Genomic DNA, 18,158 nt, shown 5'->3' with positions numbered 1-18,158 from the left:
TTCCTTGGCTCGCGCAACCTCCAGATGGAGAAGCCACTGAACTGGCGGTTCGGCGAGTCCGGCCCGATGTCGCGCAAGAAGCAGACGATCCGGTGGACGGAGACGATCGATCTGAAGAACCCGAAGCCGCCGAGCATCAACCCGTTCGGCGGGGGCCGCCGGTACGGCAGCTGCCGCCTGTGCTTCCTGTAGGCACGAACGGATCCGTCGTTGCTGCGGGCCGGCCTTTACCGGCCGGCCCGCGGCGAGCGCCAGGCATGGACCGAGGTGCTTCGAAGCAGATGGCGGACATGCGCAGGGCGGTAGCCGGGGCCGTCGCCGGCCTGGCGTTGATCGCGGCGGCAGGCTGTGAGGACAAGGTCGAGGACGTGCAGACGTCGGCGATCGCGGGCGTCTGGCGCAGCACCTGCGACGGCACGCTGACCGTCGCCGCGGGCGGCACCTTCACCGCGGAGTCGATCAGCCCGTCGCCAGTCTCCCTCGCCGTCAAGCTCGACGACAGCAACCACTGGCTGAGCCTCTGCTTCGTCAAGCGCAAGGACCGGCTCGCGATGCTGCAGTACTTCGGCGATCCGGACACCGGCGACACCTGCGTGTTCACCAAGCAGTAGAGCTACGGCTCGGCCACGATCCGGCGCACCGTGCGGGCGGACGGGCGCGGGGTTGTGGCAGCGCTCGTCGCGCTGTTCGGAGCAGTGTGGGCGACGGCGGTACCGCTGGGGGCCGCCCGGACCCGAGACCGCAACGGCGTCAGCCCGCAGGAGCGCGAGCTGCTGGGGGAGGGGCACACGGACGAGTCGGCGGCCAAGCGGCTCGGCGTATCCGAGCGGACCGCGCGCCGCATCATCCGGGTCGAAGCCGGCGAGAGTCCCGTCCAGCTGCTTCAGGCGCTGCCCCTCGATGCTCTCTCGCTCGGCCTCGGCCGGGCGCTTGTGCACCAGCGGCGGCCCGATGCGCAAGAGCACGGTATCCGTCCGATAGGTGCTGCCGCGCTGGGCGCGCGGGGCCAGGTGGTCAAGCTGCAGGTCACGCGTTGGGCAGGTGATCTCCGGGTGACGTTTGCAGCAGCCAGGCTAGTGGCATCTGCGCCGATCGCTCGTAGGTGCCGGCCGGGCCGAGTCCGTAGAGAGTCACGGTCTGGGCCGAGTCGCGAGCGACGGTCCAGTATCGCGGGATTCCCGCCGCCGCGTACTCGTCGACCTTGATGACTCGGTCGGTCGCCTCGGAGCCGCGGGACATGATCTCGATGACGAGCAGTAGGTCGGCCACGGTCAGCCATACGGCATGTTGCTGAGGTTGCGACCAGACCGTGAGGTCCGGGATGCGGCCGCCGTCGCCGTCGGGACCGGGGATGCGGATGCCGGCGGCCTGCATCAGCTGCTCCGCGGGCCAACCGGCGAGACCGAGCCACAGCATCAGGCGCGTAGCAATAACGGCGTGCTCGCTGTCGGGTGGTGGCACGACGGAGAGCACTCCCTCGGGACTGGTCTCATACCGGCGCCCATGGGTGTCGGCGGAGATCATGGCGGCCAGGTCGCCGAGCGTGATGACGGCGGGCATGTGCCTACCGACTGCCTCCGCGCTCATGCCGCCATATTACTTTGTCCGGTCTGGTCGGGACGGGACGCTGGCGGAAGGTGCCTCGATGCAAGCGCTCATGCGTGAACCCGCGGCTGGGCCGCCGTTGACTACCGTACGTGATCTTCGAGCTCGTTTCGGGCGGATGATTCGGCTGTCCCTTTTGGGTGGTTGAGGTTGAGGTATTCGCATGAGTGCCGCGCGAAGCCAGGATTTCGCCAGTATGCCAACGCGTGGCCCTGGCCGCCCGACGTTGACTCAACATCAACCTCGGGCGGCTCGATGGGCCTTCACCTGCCAAAACTTGCCTCGGCCGCCTGCTGAGTGGGTGGCGTGTCATGGCGGCCGCCGCGTCCTCGTAAATAGCCCGCATCTTCGAGTGGTGGGCGCCGGCAATGCCGCATCGGCCGCCGGCCAGAGCGGCGTGAGCTGGGATAACGATGCGCCTCAGCCCTTGAGGAGCTGCCTGGCCATGACGATGCGCTGGACCTGGTTGGTGCCCTCGTAGATCTGGGTGATCTTCGCGTCGCGCATCATGCGCTCCAGGGGGAAGTCGCGGGTGTATCCGTATCCGCCGAGCAGCTGGACCGCGTCCGTCGTGATGGACATGGCCGCGTCGGAGGCGAAGCACTTCGCGGCGGCGCCGAAGTAGGTGAGGTCGGCGTCGCTGCGTTCGGACTTCGCGGCCGCGGCGTAGGTGAGCTGGCGGGCCGCCTCCAGCTTCATGCCCATCTCGGCCAGCATGAACTGGATGCCCTGGAAGTCCGCGATCGGCTTGCCGAACTGCTTGCGCTCCTGCACGTAGCCCAGCGCGAAGTCGAGGGCGCCCTGCGCGATGCCCAGGGCCTGGGCGGCGATGGTGACCCGGGTGTGGTCCAGGGTGCGCATGGCGGTGCCGAAGCCGGTGCCGGGCTCGCCGATGACGCGGTCGGCGGGGATGCGGACGTTGTCGAGGTACACCTCGCGGGTCGGGCTGCCCTTGATGCCGAGCTTCTTCTCGGGTGCGCCGAAGCTCACACCCGGGTCGGACTTCTCGACCACGAACGCCGAGATGCCGCGCGAGCGCGCGGAGGGATCGGTGACGGCGAACACGGTGTAGTACTCGCTGACGCCGGCGTTGGTGATCCAGCGCTTGACGCCGTTGAGGACCCACGAGTCGCCGTCGCGCTCGGCGCGGGTCTTCATGCCGGCGGCGTCGCTGCCGGCGTCGGGCTCGGACAGGCAGTACGAGAACATCGCCTCGCCGCGGGCGACCGGGGGCAGGTAGCGGCGCTTGAGCTCCTCGGACGCGGCCAGCAGCAGCGGCATGGTCCCGAGCTTGTTGACGGCCGGGATGAGCGACGAGGACGCGCAGGCGCGGGCGACCTCCTCGATCACGATGGCGGTCGCGAGCGCGTCGGCGCCGGCGCCGCCGTACTCGGCCGGGATGTGCGGAGCGTGGAAGTCGGAGGCACGCAGTGCGTCGTACGAGGCGTGGGGGAACTCGCCGGATTCGTCCGCAGCGGCGGCGTTCGGTGCGACCTTGCCATCACATACCGCACGCACCGCTTCGCGTACCGCGACGTGCTCCTCGGGCAGCTGGTAGACGTCGAACACGGCAAACCCCCTCGTCACGGCCGACTGAACCGCCATTCAGCGGTTCGCCGGTGTGAGCATACCGACGAGTAACGAATCGGCCGGAGGCGCGGGCCGCCCCGAGGGTCTATCCTTCGCCGTGGCGAAGTCGGCCCGATCCCACCAGGCAAGGGTTCGGCCAAGCGGAACTCGATCGAGCGGAGACAAGGCGTGACCATCGCGTACCCGAGCACCCCACCCGTCGTAGCGCCGCCGTCCGGGTCGGCCCGGCCGCGCCTGACCTTCCTGGGCACCGGCTATCTCGGCGCGACCTATGCGATCTGCTTCGCCGAGCTCGGCTACGAAGTGATCGGCTTCGACATCGACGAGGCCAAGATCGCCAAGTTGGCGGGCGGGGACGTGCCGTTCCACGAGCCGGGCCTGGACGAGCTGCTGCGCAAGAACCTCTCGGCGGGCCGGCTGCGCTTCTCGACCTCCTACGAGGAGGTCGCGGAGTTCGGCGACATCCACTTCATCTGCGTCGGCACCCCGCAACGCCCGGACGGCATGGCCGCCGATCTGTCGCACGTGGAGAGCGCCGTCTCCAACCTCGCGCCGCACCTGACCCGCAAGGCGCTCATCGTCGGCAAGTCGACCGTCCCGGTCGGCACCGCCGAGTGGATCGAGCAGCTGGTGGCCCGCCACGCGACGGCCGGCCTCGGCGTCGAGGTGGCCTGGAGCCCCGAGTTCCTGCAGGAGGGCGTGGCCGTCGAGGACGTGCTGCGGCCCAACCGGGTCATCTTCGGTGTGAAGTCGGAGTGGGCGACCGGGATGCTCTACGCCGCCCACAAGGGCGTCTTCGACCTGGCCCTCACCGAGGACCGCGAGGTCCCGGTCGTGGTCACCGACTTCGCGACCGCCGAGCTGGTCAAGGTCGCGGCCAACGCGTTCCTGGCCACCAAGATCTCGTTCATCAACGCGATGGCCGAGGTCTGCGAGGCGGCCGGTGCCGACGTGACCCAGCTGGCCCGCTCGATCGGCTACGACGCCCGCATCGGCAACAAGTTCCTGCGCGCCGGCGTCGGCTTCGGCGGCGGCTGCCTGCCCAAGGACATCCGCGCGTTCCAGGCCCGCGCCCAGGAGCTCGGCGTCGGCGAGGCGCTGCGGTTCCTGCACGAGGTCGACCTGATCAACCAGCGCCGCCGGCAGAAGATCGTCCAGCTCTCCGCCGAGCTGCTCGGCCGCGGCTACGGTCCGGCCGGCCCGGACCTCGCCGACACCAAGATCACGGTGCTGGGCGCGACCTTCAAGCCCAACTCCGACGACGTGCGCGACTCGCCGGCCCTCTCGGTCGTGCGCAAGCTCGCCCGCTCCGGCGCCGACGTCACCGTCTACGACCCCGAGGGCATGGAGCAGGCCCGCGCCGAGGTCTCCGACGTCTCCTACGCCAAGACCCTCACCGACGCGGTCGCCGGCGCCGACCTGGTTTGCGTGCTCACCGAGTGGGAAGAGTTCCGCAACACCGACCCCAACACGCTCTCCCCGCTGGTCTCGGCGAAGCGGGTCATCGACGGCCGGAACTGCCTTGACCAGGCGGTCTGGGTCGCCGCCGGCTGGGAGTACCGCGGCATGGGGCGCCCGGTCGTTTCATAGAGAATCTCCCGAACGGGCACACCGCTTTCGTCGCCCGGCGAAACAAGGCATTCTTCCCAGTAGGGCGTGAACGGCCGGGGAACCGCACCGCGGGACCCCGGCCGAGAACTCCGGGGGAGGAGTGGCGTGGAGACGTATCCGTGTCCGGCGTGCGGCGGGCCGGCCACCGAGGCCGCCGGCTGTCGTCAATGCGGCCGGCCGCACGACCCGGACGCGGCGGCCCTCGCCATGTTCCAGCGCACAGTCGCCGCCCTGGAGCAGAAGAAGCGCGAGATCACCGAGGACACCCAGGTCCTGCGCAAGCAGCTCGCGCACGTCTCCGCGCAGCGTGACAACCTCCGGCGCCGCGTCCGCGCCGCCGTCGAGGCCGAGCAGGCCCACACCGCCAAGTCCAAGCGCCCGCTGCTCGGCCGGTCCCGCGAGACCGCCCCGCCGGCCGTCGCAGCCCCCCGGACGGAGCCGGTGACGGCGCCGCCCGACGATTCGCCGACGCAGCAGCGCTTCTCGCCCCGCGCGCCGCACGCCATCGAGAGCGGCCACTCGACCGCCGTCGCCGAGGGCGGCCCCTCCCACCCGGTCGCCGCGCCCGAGCGGCCCCGGATCGCCCCGCTGCCGCAGATGCGCCGCCCGCCCCGCGACAGCGGCCCGCCGCCCGGCGACCAGCCCGAGGCGACACAGAGCAGCATGCAGGCGTCGGTCCTGGCCCTGGGCGGCCTGCTGCTGGCCGGCGCCGCGATCGTGCTCACCCTCGACGCCTTCGGCACCATCGGCACCTTCGGCCGGATCGCGTCCCTGGCCGTCATCACCGCCATCGCCCTCGCCCTGCCCCTGGTGCTCGTCCGGCGCGGGCTGAGCGCCACCGCGGAGACGGTCGCGTCCGTCGCGCTGCTGCTCGTGCTGCTCGACGGCTACGTCGTGCGCTCCGAGCGGCTGCTCGGCGCCGACGGGCTCCAGTTCAGCACCTACCTCGGCCTGGTGTGCCTGGCGACGGCCGGGGTCGCGGCCGTGTACAGCATGCAGAGTCACCTCATCGCGCCGCGCTACGCGACCCTGCTGGCCCTGCAGCCAGTACTGCCGCTGCTGTTCTACGACGCCATCCACGGCCCCACCGGCTGGGCCGTGGCCCTCTGCGGCGTCGCGCTGATCGACCTCGGCTTCGCCATCGCGCTCAAGCAGTCCGTCCAGCGGCGCATCGACGCCCACCACGAGGACGCCGCCGCCGAGGACGAGCCCGCCCACACCGGCCGGACCAACCGCATCGCCGACGGCCTCATGCGCGACCTCGCCTGGAGCCTGTTCGCGTTCGCCACGGCGCTCGCGCTGCTGGCCGCCTCCGTCGGCCTGGCGAGCACCGACGCGCGAGTACCGACGCTGCAGGCCGCGCTGAGCATGGTCGTCGCCGCGGCCCTCGGCGTCGGTGGGGCGCTGACCTGGCGCCGCGGCGCGCTGCCCGACATCGCGACCGGCATCGCCACCGGCGCGGTCATCGTTGCCATCGCCCGGGTCGGCGCCGTCTGGCTGCCCGGCTCGACGCCGCTGTTCCTCGCGCTCGCGGTGACCGTCGCCGCGGCCGGGGTCCCGTTCCTGCCCGCCGACGCCCGGCGGGGGCCGCGCTATGCCGTGTCGGTGTCCGCGGCCGGCGCCACGCTGCTGGTGCTGGTGCGGGCGCTGCCCGGGATCGCCGCGCCGCTGCGGGCCGCGTGGCCGGTATGGGGGGCGGACCTGCGCGGATACGGCGCGAAGATCCATGACGCGGTCGGGCCGGACGGCTGGCAGTACGTCATCGCGGTCCTGCTGCTCACCGGCGCCTGCGTGCTCATGCTCAGCGGCCGCAGCGAGCCGGTGTCGATCCCGCTGCGCGACGGCTCCGGCCCGGCCGTCCCCCCGGACGAGCTGCGCGCCGACATCGGCGTGGTCGGTGCCGCCCTGACCCTGCTCGTCGCGCCCGCCGCGCTCGGCCTGAGCTGGCTGATGATCCCGGCCCTGGCCGTCAGCGCCGCGATCGGGGCCGGCGCCCTCGCGCTACGGGTCCGGGCCGCCCACACCGCCCGGGTCTGCCTCGGCGCCGCGCTCGTGCTCGGCCTCTACGCGGCCGGTGCCAGCCTCGCCCGCCCGGCCGCCACCGCGCTCACCCTGACCGCCATCACCCTCGCCGGGGCCGCGATCGCGCTGCTGCCGCGGCCCCACCAGACCGGCGGCGAGCGGCTCGCCGCCACCCAGCAGGTCACCGACGCCGCGGCCGGCGGCGCGCTCTTCGCCCTGCCCGGCGCGGCCGCAGCCGGCGCCGCGATCGTCTTCGGGGACCTGCCCGGCGGCGCGACCGTGGTGCTGGTGCTGAGCTTCCTCGCGCTCGCCGTGAGCCTCGGCGTCGCCGCGATCACCCAGGTCGCCCGCGGCGGCGAGCCCAGCGCGCCGCTGCTGTCCGGCGCGACCGCCGGTGCCGTCGCGGTCGGCGTCGCCACCGTCACCGTCGGCGGCTCCTCCACCATCGACTTCGTCATCGGCCTGCTCATGGTCGCCGCCGCGGTCATGCTGTGGGTGGCGCCGCGGATGGACGACCGGCGGACGTTCGGCATCGACTTCAGCGGCTCCGACGCGGCCGCCGCGGCGGTGGCGGTCGCCGCCATCGGCGCGGTCGCGCGGGCCGTGTCCCTGGCCGCCACCGGCATCGAGGTCGTCACCCTCGCGCTGCTGGTGTTCATCGTCGCCGTCGGCGCCCGGATGCTGCCGCAGGAGTGGCGGCGCGGGCCCGTCGCGGGCGCGGCCATGGTCGGCCTCGGCACCGGCCTCTACGCCGGCGTGCTGTCGGTCATCGGCGCCGTCGGCGTGATCCAGGCCGCCAACCCGCCGTGGCACGCCGCCCTCGACGAGAGCTGGCCCGCCGCAGCGCGGGGCCTGGCCGACTTCGGCTGGCAGGTGCCGATCGCGCTGCTGCTGCTCGCCGGGGCCGCGGCGATCGCGCTCCCGCAGCCGTACGGCGACGACACCGCCTCGGCCGCCCTCGTGCTCGCCGCCCTCGGCGCCCCCATCGGGCTGGCCCTGGGCTGGCAGGCGCCCATGGTCATCGGCTGGGCCGCGGCCACCGGCGTGGCGGCCTGGGCGAGCCTCGCGCGCAGCTGGCGCGCCGTCTATACGCGCCTCGGCGCGGCCCTGGTCGCGGGCCTCTACGCGGCCGGCGCGAGCCTCGTTCGCCCCGGCGGCGGCGCGATGATCGCGGCCCTGGCCCGCATCGTCGCCGTCCGCCGCGGCGCCACGGCCGGCGCCGACACCGACGACGCCGACGATCCCGACATCGGCCCGCTCACCGTGGCCGGCGGCGCGGCGCTGGCCGGCGCGATCTTCGCCTTCACCGGCGCGGCCGCGGCCATGGTCGGCGGCCTGTACCCGAACCGGCCCAGCACGATCCTCATCGCCGCGCTCGCCACCGCCGCCGTCGGGCTCGCGGCCGCCGCGGCCGGGGCGCAGCAGCAGGCGCCGGGCTACCTGCCGTACGTCAGCATCGGCGTCGCCGCCTCCGCGACCACCACGGCCGTCCTCGCGCTGATCGTGCAGCGGCAGGGCGCGGTCGTCTACGCCGCGGCCGCCGCCCTGCTCGGCGTGCTCGCGGAGCTGCTGCGGGCCAACTGGTACCGCCCGTCCGCGCCCGAGCTCGTGCACGGCTTCCGCCCGGACCGCACCGCCCGCCCGGTGACCCGCTGGGAGCAGGCGCGCATCCCGCGCAACTTCGCCCTCGGCGTCGCCGCGGCCGCCGGCGTACCCGCCACCATCGTCGTGGTGTTCCTCGCACCCGCGCTGCTGGCGGCGCTGGCCGGGCCGTACCGCTGGATCGAGCATCCGTGGACCGGCACCCCGGCGACCGCCGCGGACCTGGGCCCGTTCGGGCAGTACGCCGGCAACAGCACCCACGTGCTCGGCGCCTTCCTGCTCACCGTGGCCGGGGCGCTCATGGCCGTCGGGCTCGGCGGCAGCGGCCAGGCCGTGGCCAACCGCGCCGTCGCGATCGTCGTCCCCGGCGCCGCGCTGACCCTGCTCATCGCGCCGGCCGCCCTGGCCGCGCCCTGGCCGGTGCAGCCCACGCTGGCGCTGCTGGTTTCGACGATCGCCGGCCTCGGGCTGGCTTTGACCGTACCCCCGGTGCCCGACGGCCCCGACGGCCGCCTGATGATCGGCGCCCGCCGCCTGGTGTTCGTGATCGCCGTGCTGGCCGCCGGCGCGGGCGGCGCCGGCAGCCTCGCCACGCGCAGCCAGACCCTGACCTGGCTGGCCGGCTCAGTCGTGGTCGGCGCGATCGGCGGCATCTGGGGCAAGACGGCGACCGCGCGGATGCTGGGCTGGCACGTCGCCGCCTCGACCGCGCAGGGCTTCGCGGTCGCCGCCGGGCTCGCCGCCGGCCTCGGCCTCAAGCAGTGCGCGTTCCCGCTGCTCATCGTGGCGGCCGCGCTGCTCGTGCTGGGCGCCGCCCTGCCCCGGCTGCGCCCCAACGACACCGTTATCCGCGAGGCGCTGACGATCGAGTCGGCCGGATACGCCGGCGCCGTCATCGCGGTGCTGCTCACCCTCGGCTCCCCGGCCCACACCGCGGCCGCCCTGACCGCGGTCGGCGCCGTCCTGGGCCTGTCCGCCGCGCGCAAGGGCCGCAGCCCGCGCCAGCGTACGATCCTCATCATCGCCGCGTCGGTCGCCGAGCTGCTCGCGATCTGGCTGCTGCTGATCACCGTGCGGGTGGCGCTGCCCGAGGCGTACACGCTGCCGTTCGCCGCCCTGGCCCTGATCACCGGCCTGATCGAGATCCGCAACCGCCCGGAGCTGGGCAGCTGGCTCGCCTACGGCCCGGCGCTCGTGGCCGGCTTCGGCCCCAGCCTCGCCATCGCCGTCGCCGAGCCCGGCTCGCCCGAACTGCGCCGGGTCCTGCTGATCCTGGCCGGCGTGATCACCGTGGCGGTCGGTGCCGTACGCCAGCAGAAGGCCCCGGTCGCCGTCGGCGCCGCGGTGACGGTCATCGCGACCGTCAACGAGCTGTTCCGCATCGGCCTGCCGTTCCCGATAATGCTCCTGCTGTTCACCGGCACCGGCGTGCTGCTCATCAGCCTGGGCGCCACCTACGAGCAGCGCCAGCGCCTGGACCGGCTGCGCGGGGTCTACCGGGGCATGCGTTAGCCGCGGCCTGGCCGACTTGCTGGATTTGTCATATATCGAGATATATGTCCGAAAAGTCGCGGCGCGAGGCGCTCGGCTTTTCGCTCCATCCGCCCCGGCCGCGGTCTGGACCGGCTGCTGAAACGGCTTCGCGGAAACGCTTCCGGAATGAGGGTGCCGTGCCGATAGCAGGGCCATGTCGAGCAGCAGTGAGCGCTGGTTCGGCGCGGGCCACAGCACCGACGCCGATGCCGGCAAAGCCGGCGCGGAGGCCGCGGCCGCCGCGATCGCCGGTCGCACCCCCGCCGCCGTGTTCGTCTTCACCTCGGGCGGGCACGACCCGACCGCCGTGCTCGCGGCCGTGCGCGCCGAGGCCGGCGGCGCCGTCGTCGCCGGCGGCACGGGCTACGGCGAGCTGACCGCCGCCGGCGCGACCGAGCAGGGCGTCGCCGTCGCGGCCCTCGGCGGCGCCGGCTTCACCGTGCGCGCGCACGCGACCGACATCGGCGCGCTCGGCCCCCGCGAGGCCGGCGCCGCGGCGGCCCGCGTCATGGCGGGGGTCGACGCCCCGCACGCCGCGCTGTTGCTGCTCTGCGACGGCGCCGCGCTGGGCCCGCACGAGATCGTCCGCGGCGCCTACTCCGTCGTCGGCGCGTCGGTGCCGCTCGTCGGCGGCCTGACCCTGGGACCGGCGGGCGGGCAGCTCCTCGGCGACCGGGTGCTGACCGGCAGCGTCGTCGGCGTCGCGATCGGCTCCGACCACCCGATCGGCATCGGCCTGGCCCACGGCTGGCGGCGCATCGAGCCGCCGATGCTCGTCACCCGCTGCGACGGCGTCCGCGTCTACGAGTTCGACGGCGAGCCCGCCCTCGACGTGCTCATGCGCCGCTACGGCACGACGGGCACCGCCGCGGAGCTGTTCGCGGGCACCCGGCTGCGCCCGCTCGGCCTGTCGCGGCGCAGCGGCGAGGACATCCGCTCGCTGCACGCGGGCGACGACGTGGAGCGCTCGGTCTTCGGTACCGCGGAGATCCCTCAGGGCGCCCTCGTCTGGCCGATGGAGGGCGAACACGACGAGCTCGTGGCCGGCGGCGGCGTCGCGGTGCGCGAGGCGGTCACCGCCCTGGGCGGCGCCGAGCCGCTCGGCGTGCTGGCGTTCGACTGCGGCGGTCGCAAGCTCACCCTCGGCGACTCCGGCACCGCCGAGGAGGTCGCGGTCATGCGCGGTGTGCTCGGCGAGGTGCCGTTCGCGGGCTTCTACACCATGGGTGAGATCGCCCGGGTACGCGGCGCGTCCGGCCTGCACCCGCTCACCCTGGTCGCGCTCGCGCTGGCCTGAGGGGATCGTTCGTGGGCAACTGGTCGACGCAGCAGCTGATCGAGTACTTCATCGCGGTGAACGCCGCGGCGACCGAGGACGCGGCGCTCGCCCTCGCGGTCGAGCGGGCCGCCGAGATGGTCGAGGCCGAGGTCGGCGCCGTCGCGCTCGACGGGCGCCTGCGGGGCGCGTGGGGCTTCGGCGGTGTCACGCCCGCGCCCGAGCTGCTCGCGCTGCCCGCCGCCGGCGCGGTCGTGCCGATGCCGGGGATCGGCGGGGCCTGGGACGGGCGGAAGCACAGCGGCGTCCACGCCGTGCCGAGCCAGCTCGGCGCGGGCCTGCGCGGCGCCCTGATCCTGGGCCGCCTCGACGAGCCGTTCGCGCCCGACGAGCGGCAGGTGCTGCAGGGCATGGCCCAGATGCTCGGCGTCGCCGTGCGCAGCGCCCGCGCGCTCGCCGCCGAGCAGACCGTGCGCGCCGAGCGCGAGCGCGAGACCCGGCTGGTGGAGACGCTGCTGACCATCCAGCGGGCCATCTCCAGCCGCCGCCCGCTGCAGGAGATCCTCGACACCGTCACCACGGGCGCCGCGGAGTTGCTCGGCGGCGCGCTGGTGGTGCTGGTGCTGACCGACCCGGACCCGCGGATCGCCTCCGCCTCCTCGGCCGGCGCACCGCGGGAAGCGCCCCCGTGCCCCGCCGCCCGGGCCGCCCTGCGCACCGGGGCCCTGCACGTGGACGAGGACACCGACGGCCGGACCATCGTCGCTGCCCCCGTCCAGGTGACCGGCGAGACGGCCGGCACCCTGGTCGCCCACTTCGACGGCTCGACCGGCTACCACGCCGACCAGCTCGAGGCCTTCGCCCAGCAGGTCGGCCTCGCGCTCACCGACGCGCGGACCGTCGAGCAGGTCCACGAGGCCCACCACGACCACGTCACCGGCCTGCCCAACCGGGTCCTGTTCCTGAAGATCTTCAACGAGCGCCCCGGGTCCAGCGTGCTCTTCATCGACCTGGACCGGTTCAAGGCGGTCAACGACAGCCTCGGCCACGACGCCGGCGACCAGTTGCTGGCCGCCGTCGCCGGGCGGGTGCGCGGCTGCGTGCGCTCCGGCGACACCGTGGCCCGCCTCGGCGGCGACGAGTTCGCGGTGCTGCTCGGCGACGCCGGCCCGGACGCGGCGGTCGCGGCCGGCGAGCGGATCATCGCCGCGATCCGGGAGCCGTTCCGGATCGCGAACCGCAGCGTCTACATCGGCGCGAGCGTCGGGGCGGCGCTGCCCGACAACGCCGACGCCGGCCCCGACGCGCTGCTCAACTGCGCGGACCTCGCGATGTACCGCGCGAAGAAGGACAGCCCCGGCTCCGTCGTCGTCTACGAGCCGGCGATGCACGAGGCGGCGCTGCGGTACCTCTCGCTGCGCACCGACCTGCAGCGGGCGCTCGCCGGCGGGGAGTTCCGCCTGCAGTACCAGCCGCTGGTCCGCCTGGACACCGAGAGCGACGGCGAGGACGCGATCGTGGGCGTGGAGGCGCTGCTGCGGTGGGAGTCGCCCGGCCGCGGGACCGTCGCGCCGGCCGAGTTCCTGCCGATCGCCGAGGAGTCCGGGCTCATCGCCGACATCGGCCAGTGGGTGCTGGCCACCGCCGCCCGCCAGGTCGCCGCGTGGCGCCGGCACCGGCCGGACCTGACGCTCAACGTCAACGTCTCCGGCCACGAGCTGGTGCGGCCGGGCTTCGCGGAGTACGTCACCCGCACCATCGCCGCGGCCGGTCTGCCCACCGCCGCGGTCACCCTGGAGCTGACCGAGTCGGTGGTCATGAGCGACCCGCTCGCCGCCGTCGCCGCGCTGTCGAGCCTGCGCGAGGTCGGCGTCCAGCTCGCGATCGACGACTTCGGCACGGGGTACTCATCGCTGTCGTACCTGCGTGAACTCCCCGTCGACGAGCTGAAGGTCGACCGCGCGTTCATCGCCCGGGCCGAGCTCACCGGAAGGGACCTGGCGCTCGTGTCGACCGTCATCGAGCTCGGGCACATCCTCGGCCTGCGCGTGGTGGCCGAGGGGATCGAGAACCAGGCCCAGCTCAACGCGGTCCGGCGGCTCGGCTGCACGCTCGGGCAGGGATTTCATCTGTACCGCCCGATGGACCCGGCCGCCGTACCCCCGCTGCTGGAGACCGCCCCGCTCGGCCGCGCCGCATAGGGAAAGGGCCGGGCAACGCCCGGCCCTTTCGAAAAGTGCTGATCTACCGGCCCTGCAGCGACTTCACGTTGTCACCGAAGGTCCAGCCCTTCGAGCCGTCCCAGTTGATCGACCAGTCCATCAGGCCCTTGATGCCGCTGACGCTGTTGTACGCCTGCGACACCAGCGACGGGGCCATGTACCCGCCGCCGGCGCCCGACTGCGCGGGCAGGCCGGGGACCTGCTTGTCGTACGGAATCCGGATGGTCGTGCCCTGGATCGTCAGGCCGGAGTTGAGGCAGTTGGTCTGGGCCGTGAAGCCCTGGACCGTGCCGGCCGAGTACGAGTCGCCGGAGCAGCCGTACATCGAGCCGTTGTAGTACTGCATGTTGAGCCACCACAGGCGGCCGTTGTCGAGGTACTTCTTGATGATCGGCAGGTACGAGCCCCAGATCGAGCCGTAGGTGACGCTGCCGCCGGTCACGTACGCCGTCTCCGGCGCCATCGTGAGCCCGAAGTTCGACGGCATCTGCGCCAGCACCCCGTCGATGATGCGGATCAGGTTCGCCTGCGAGGCCGACAGCGTGCCGATGTTGCCGCTGCCCGACAGTCCGGTCTCGATGTCGATGTCGATGCCGTCGAAGTTGTTGGCCTTGAGGATCGGCACGATCGTGGCGACGAACCGGTCCGCGACGGTCGACGAGCTCAGGTCGATGCCGGCCGTGGCGCCGCCGATCGACATCAGCAGCGTCATGCCGTTGGCCTTGGCCTGGCACATCTCCGCCGGCGTCGGCACCTTCACGCCCGAGTCCATGCCGTTCTCCCACAGCACCGTGCCGTCGCTGCGGATGACCGGGAAGGCCAGGTTGATGACGTTGTACCCATGCTGCGCCATGCGCGCGTCGGTGATCGGGATCCAGCCGAGGCCCGGGTGTACGCCGTTGGAGGCGCCGTCCCAGTTCTCCCAGTACCCCTGCAGCACCTTGCCCGCCGGCCGCGACTTCACCGCGCAGCTACCGGTGCCCCCGGTCGGCGTGGGCGACGTGGTCGGGGACTTGGTCGGCGACGCGGACGGCGACTTGCTCGGCGATGCTGACGGCGACGGCGAGGTCGTCCGCGACGGCGACGCGGTGGGGGAGCCCCCGCCGGAGCACGTGCCGAGGTCCTTCCACAGCGACGGGGTCGCCGCCGGGTTCCAGCCGGTCCCCACATAGGCGGTGTGGGTGACCAGCGCCTGGTACGTGTGCCCGTCGTAGGTCACCTGCGTGCCAGCCGTATACGTGTTGCCCTCGGCCCAGACCGGCGCCGTGCAGGCGGCCGCGGCCACATTCGTGGCGGCCTGGGCCCCGAGCACGGGCGCGAGGCCCAGCGCCGTCACGACGACGGCGGCCGCCCCGGCCACCAGGGCGATTGTGCGACGACGAGATCTCACGGGACCTCCTGCCCATCGATGGATCGATGAGCAGGGACGCTATCAGTTAACACTATTAAATGTAAGGGTAGGGAACCTTAAAGGGACCCCCGGTTTCAACGCCGGCCGGCCGCGGCCAACTCATTGATTATCGTGAATATTTCCAGGGCCGTGGCCTTGCCTCCGCGCGCCCGGGGTCCGGCCGGTGGTACGCCGCGCGTGCGCCGCCCGGGCTGGTGAACGCCCGGGCGGTGTCCTGCGCGGGTGTGCTCCGCCGCGCATTGGGTTCGCAGGGCGAGATCAGCTCCGCTCGCGAGGCGGCTCGGCCCAGGGCGAGGCCGAGGGACTGTCCCGCCGCGGTTGAACGTCGATCCGCCTGGTCGCATCCGTGTCCTGCGCCCCGTCACCGCCCGGCCCGTCCTGCGCCCCAGCGCCCGGCACGTCCGTTCCCGACGGGTTCCCGTCCTGCGTCGCCCGTTCCACGGCGAGCCGGTCGAGCTCGGACGGCGCCCCGGTCCCCGGCGGATTTCCGCCCGGGGCCGCCCGCTCGGCCGCGAGCCGGTCGAGCTCGGACTGCGCGATCGCCCGCCGCTCGGCCTCACCACGGGCAAAGGCCGCCCGCCGCTCGGCCGCCTCCGCGGGCGTGAGCGTCCCGCCCCCGAACCCGAAGTTCACGGTCGCCTCGCTATCCGACACGGTCTGCGCCCGCAACCGGTTGGTCGCCTCGTCCCCGACCACGGAGGCCCCGCCCCCGTCCCCACCATCCGCGAACGGCCGAACCGCCGCGGACGGCTCTCCCGAGGGCCGGTTGGCGACGGAGAATTCTCCTGGGGGCCAGTCGGCGGCGGAGGGCTCTCCTGAGGGCCGGCCGGCGATGGAGGATTCTCCCGAGGGCCGGCTGGCGGCGGAGGATTCTCCTGAGGGCCAGTCGGCGGCGGAGGATTCTCCTGGGGGCCAGTCGGCGGCGGAGGGCTCCCTTGAGGGCTGGCCGGCGATGGAGGATTCTCCTGGGGGTCGGCCGGCGGTGGAGGGCTCTCCCGAGGGTCGGCCCGTCGCGGAGGGCTCTCCGCCTTCGGCCGACGCGAACGGCCGGACGGGCGAGGAGATGTCCCGGCCGACGGCCGAGTCGAACGGCCGGACCGGTTCGGCGGCACCGCCGGACGGCGCCCGCAGCACGGTCGTCGCTTCGTCCCCGGCGGCCGGCGGCACGGCGGAGGCCTCACCCGCAGGCGCCATCGGCTGGAACCGGCTCCGCGTCACGGCGGTGTCGTCGTCCGCGGTCGAAACGATGGGCTGTTCCCCGGCCAAGGCAGCGTGCCGGGGCCGCGGCGAGGCCGGGGACTGCGCGCCCGGATGGAACGCCTCGGTCTCCTCCTCCCGCCCGGGCCGGGACGACACCACGAACCCGTCGAACGAGGGCCCGTCGAGAATCGACCGCTCCTCGCTCACGGGCCCCCGAGCCGCCCGGGACGGCAGCCCGCCCGCGGTCTCGCCACCCAGCGGCCGAGTGGCCTCCTCTTCGGCCCCCGAACTCCCACCCGGCGCCGGCACTACGGGCCAGGACCCAGACGGCCCAAGCCCGGCCGGCGGCGGCGACGAGGACAGCGCACCCCCCGGCACGGAACCGGCGGCCCCGGCCGGCGCGGAAGCCGGAGCCGCACCGGGCCAAGCGCTGGCGGGTGGTGCGGAGGCCTGTGGCGTGGAGGCCGGTGGCGTGGAAGCCTGGTCCGCGCCGGGCCAGGTGGTGGCGGGCGGTGCGGAGGCCGGTGGCGTGGAGGTAGGCGGAGTCGCGGGCTGGGCCCCACCGGGCCAGGCGGCGGCGGGCGGTGCGGAGGCCGGTGGCGTGGAGGTAGGCGGAGTCGCGGGCTGGGCCCCACCGGGCCAAGCGGCGACAGGCGATGCAGAGGCTGGTGGTGTGGAGGCCTGAGTCGCGCCGGGCCAAGCGGTGGCGGCCGGTGGCGTGGAGGCGGGCGAGGTCCCCGCGGGCGGCGCGGAAGACGGGAACCCGGCGGCGGCCGGTGCCGAGGACGGCGGCCCGGCGGTGGGTGCCGCGGAAGCCGGCGGCGCGGAGCCTGGCGCGGCCACCGCTCCCTCGGCGGGCGGTGGCGGGCTCGCTCCCCGGCTGTACCCGATGGCCCCCTCGGCCGGCGAAGCAACTGGTGGACGGGCGCCCGCGGGCGCACCGCTCCACGGCGTGCCACCCGCCGACGGCTGAGGAGCGGCCGACTCGGGCGTCAACCAAGCGGGCCCAGCGCCGGCCGCCGACGGTGAAGGAGGAGCGGCCGGCGACGGCGATGAGGCGGGCGGAGCGGAGGCAACCGCCGGCGCGGCCGGGTCGAACCGCCCGGTCGGCACGGCCCGCGGCGCCACCCCCGGCGGCGTCGGCGGAAACGGCCCAGGCGGTCCGGCAACCGGCCCACCTGCTGCCGGCGGCCCAGAAACAACGCCCGGCTGGGACCCCGCAGGCAGACCCGACACAACTGCGGGCCCCAATCCGGCGGGCGGTCCGGAAACTGCGCCTGGCTGTGGTCCGGCGGGCGGACCTGACACGACTGCGGGCCCAAATCCGGCGGGCGGCCCGGAAACTGCGACGCCCGGCTGCGGTCCGGCGGGCGGACCCGACACGACTGCAGGCCCGAACCCGGCCGGCGGCCCGGAAACAACGGGCGGCGCGGAAGCCACGGGTGGTCCGGAAACGAGCGGGGGCGCCGAGACCGCGGGCGCGTACGCCGAAAGCGGCGGCACCGGCTGGGTCTCGTCGCTGGCTGGGAGCCCGGCCGCCGGCAGTACCGAGGTCGACCCGGCCTGGAACGCGGTCGTCGGGGAGCCGGCGGTCGGAGGCCCGAAGGCGGGGCGGGCCGCGACCGGCGCGGCGGTGCCCGGGCCCTGGCCCAGCGGGTACTCGTGCACGTCGGTGGGGGCCGGAAGCGGGGTCGAATCCAGGGGGACCGTCACGGGCCACGAACGCCAACGCTTCACGCTGGCCGCGGCCACCAGCAGGGCCAGGCCCAGCACGGCCGTCGTGCCGTTGGCGATCGGCAGGCGCAGGTCGACCGTGATGCTCGCGATCTTCAGGTCGCGCGGCAGGCTGTTCATCACCGACAGCGGGTCGATGAACAGGCTCACGTACGTGGCCAGCAGCGCAAGGCCGGCGACGATCGGCCCGACGGGGGAGATGCGCAGGGTCGCGATCAGGCCGATGAGCAGGCCGGCGCCCAGCAGGTACGCCGCGGGCACGATCAGGTCGGCGGAGTCGAAAGCGCCGCGCTCGACCCATTTTGATACGGTTTCCGCGGATTTCTGCTGACCGATCGCGATCAGCAGCCAG

11 protein-coding genes are annotated in these 18,158 nt (G+C 74.0%); 7 read left to right on the top strand and 4 right to left on the bottom strand.

All coding sequences use genetic code 11. From position 1 onward, the window contains the following. Positions 1 to 24 precede the first annotated feature (24 nt). Positions 25 to 192 carry a hypothetical protein gene (locus ACQPY0_RS53515; protein WP_432979840.1) on the top strand — a complete coding sequence of 56 codons (168 nt, stop codon included), beginning with the start codon at positions 25 to 27 and terminating at the stop codon, positions 190 to 192. Positions 193 to 290: 98 nt separating this feature from the next. Further along, a complete protein-coding gene (locus tag ACQPY0_RS53510; RefSeq protein WP_432979837.1) occupies positions 291 to 611 on the top strand; it encodes a hypothetical protein in 321 nt (106 codons plus the stop codon). Between the two features lie 415 nt (positions 612 to 1,026). Here ACQPY0_RS53510 and ACQPY0_RS53505 read toward each other — a convergent pair whose 3' ends face one another. Together ACQPY0_RS53505 and ACQPY0_RS53500 are read right to left on the bottom strand one after the other, a co-directional pair. Further along, positions 1,027 to 1,587: a Uma2 family endonuclease gene (locus tag ACQPY0_RS53505; RefSeq protein WP_432979834.1), complete on the bottom strand. Its 561-nt coding sequence runs from the start codon at positions 1,585 to 1,587 to the stop codon at positions 1,027 to 1,029. A 438-nt stretch (positions 1,588 to 2,025) separates the two neighbouring features. Continuing rightward, a complete protein-coding gene (locus ACQPY0_RS53500) occupies positions 2,026 to 3,174 on the bottom strand; it encodes an acyl-CoA dehydrogenase family protein (RefSeq protein WP_432995804.1) in 1,149 nt (382 codons plus the stop codon). A 189-nt stretch (positions 3,175 to 3,363) separates the two neighbouring features. On the opposite strand from ACQPY0_RS53500, the gene ACQPY0_RS53495 reads away from it, so the two are divergent. The 4 genes from ACQPY0_RS53495 (at position 3,364) to ACQPY0_RS53480 (ending at position 13,440) form a co-directional block, all read left to right on the top strand. Beyond that, the gene (locus ACQPY0_RS53495) at positions 3,364 to 4,785 is read left to right on the top strand and encodes a UDP-glucose dehydrogenase family protein (RefSeq protein ID WP_432979831.1); all 1,422 of its coding nucleotides are present in this window, start codon (positions 3,364 to 3,366) and stop codon (positions 4,783 to 4,785) included. A 126-nt stretch (positions 4,786 to 4,911) separates the two neighbouring features. Next, positions 4,912 to 9,942 (top strand): SCO7613 C-terminal domain-containing membrane protein, encoded by a 5,031-nt coding sequence (locus ACQPY0_RS53490; RefSeq protein ID WP_432979828.1) that lies wholly within the window; start codon positions 4,912 to 4,914, stop codon positions 9,940 to 9,942. A 175-nt stretch (positions 9,943 to 10,117) separates the two neighbouring features. Then, positions 10,118 to 11,260 (top strand): FIST signal transduction protein, encoded by a 1,143-nt coding sequence (locus ACQPY0_RS53485; protein WP_432979825.1) that lies wholly within the window; start codon positions 10,118 to 10,120, stop codon positions 11,258 to 11,260. A gap of 11 nt (positions 11,261 to 11,271) precedes the next feature. Beyond that, positions 11,272 to 13,440 (top strand): putative bifunctional diguanylate cyclase/phosphodiesterase, encoded by a 2,169-nt coding sequence (locus tag ACQPY0_RS53480; RefSeq protein WP_432979822.1) that lies wholly within the window; start codon positions 11,272 to 11,274, stop codon positions 13,438 to 13,440. A 43-nt stretch (positions 13,441 to 13,483) separates the two neighbouring features. Here ACQPY0_RS53480 and ACQPY0_RS53475 read toward each other — a convergent pair whose 3' ends face one another. Beyond that, positions 13,484 to 14,851, bottom strand: a complete 1,368-nt coding sequence (locus tag ACQPY0_RS53475) for a carbohydrate-binding protein (RefSeq protein ID WP_432979819.1) — start codon at positions 14,849 to 14,851, stop codon at positions 13,484 to 13,486. A gap of 279 nt (positions 14,852 to 15,130) precedes the next feature. Then, positions 15,131 to 16,279, bottom strand: a complete 1,149-nt coding sequence (locus ACQPY0_RS53470) for a hypothetical protein (protein WP_432979816.1) — start codon at positions 16,277 to 16,279, stop codon at positions 15,131 to 15,133. 1,609 nt (positions 16,280 to 17,888) lie between these two features. On the opposite strand from ACQPY0_RS53470, the gene ACQPY0_RS53465 reads away from it, so the two are divergent. Next, positions 17,889 to 18,137 (top strand): hypothetical protein, encoded by a 249-nt coding sequence (locus ACQPY0_RS53465; RefSeq protein WP_432979813.1) that lies wholly within the window; start codon positions 17,889 to 17,891, stop codon positions 18,135 to 18,137. Positions 18,138 to 18,158: the final 21 nt, after the last annotated feature.

The sequence above is a fragment of the Dactylosporangium sp. CA-233914 genome (assembly GCF_050942935.1).
Lineage (GTDB): Bacteria > Actinomycetota > Actinomycetes > Mycobacteriales > Micromonosporaceae > Dactylosporangium.
This window is presented reverse-complemented; position numbering and strand designations above follow the sequence as displayed.

Excerpts from the sequence above, each read along its gene's own strand:
- ACQPY0_RS53515 (WP_432979840.1), top strand. The coding sequence starts at position 25 with ATGGAGAAGCCACTGAACTGGCGGTTCGGCGAGTCCGGCCCGATGTCG.
- ACQPY0_RS53510 (WP_432979837.1), top strand. The coding sequence starts at position 291 with ATGCGCAGGGCGGTAGCCGGGGCCGTCGCCGGCCTGGCGTTGATCGCG.
- ACQPY0_RS53505 (WP_432979834.1), bottom strand. The coding sequence starts at position 1,587 with ATGAGCGCGGAGGCAGTCGGTAGGCACATGCCCGCCGTCATCACGCTC.
- ACQPY0_RS53485 (WP_432979825.1), top strand. The coding sequence starts at position 10,118 with ATGTCGAGCAGCAGTGAGCGCTGGTTCGGCGCGGGCCACAGCACCGAC.
- ACQPY0_RS53465 (WP_432979813.1), top strand. The coding sequence starts at position 17,889 with ATGCTCGCGATCTTCAGGTCGCGCGGCAGGCTGTTCATCACCGACAGC.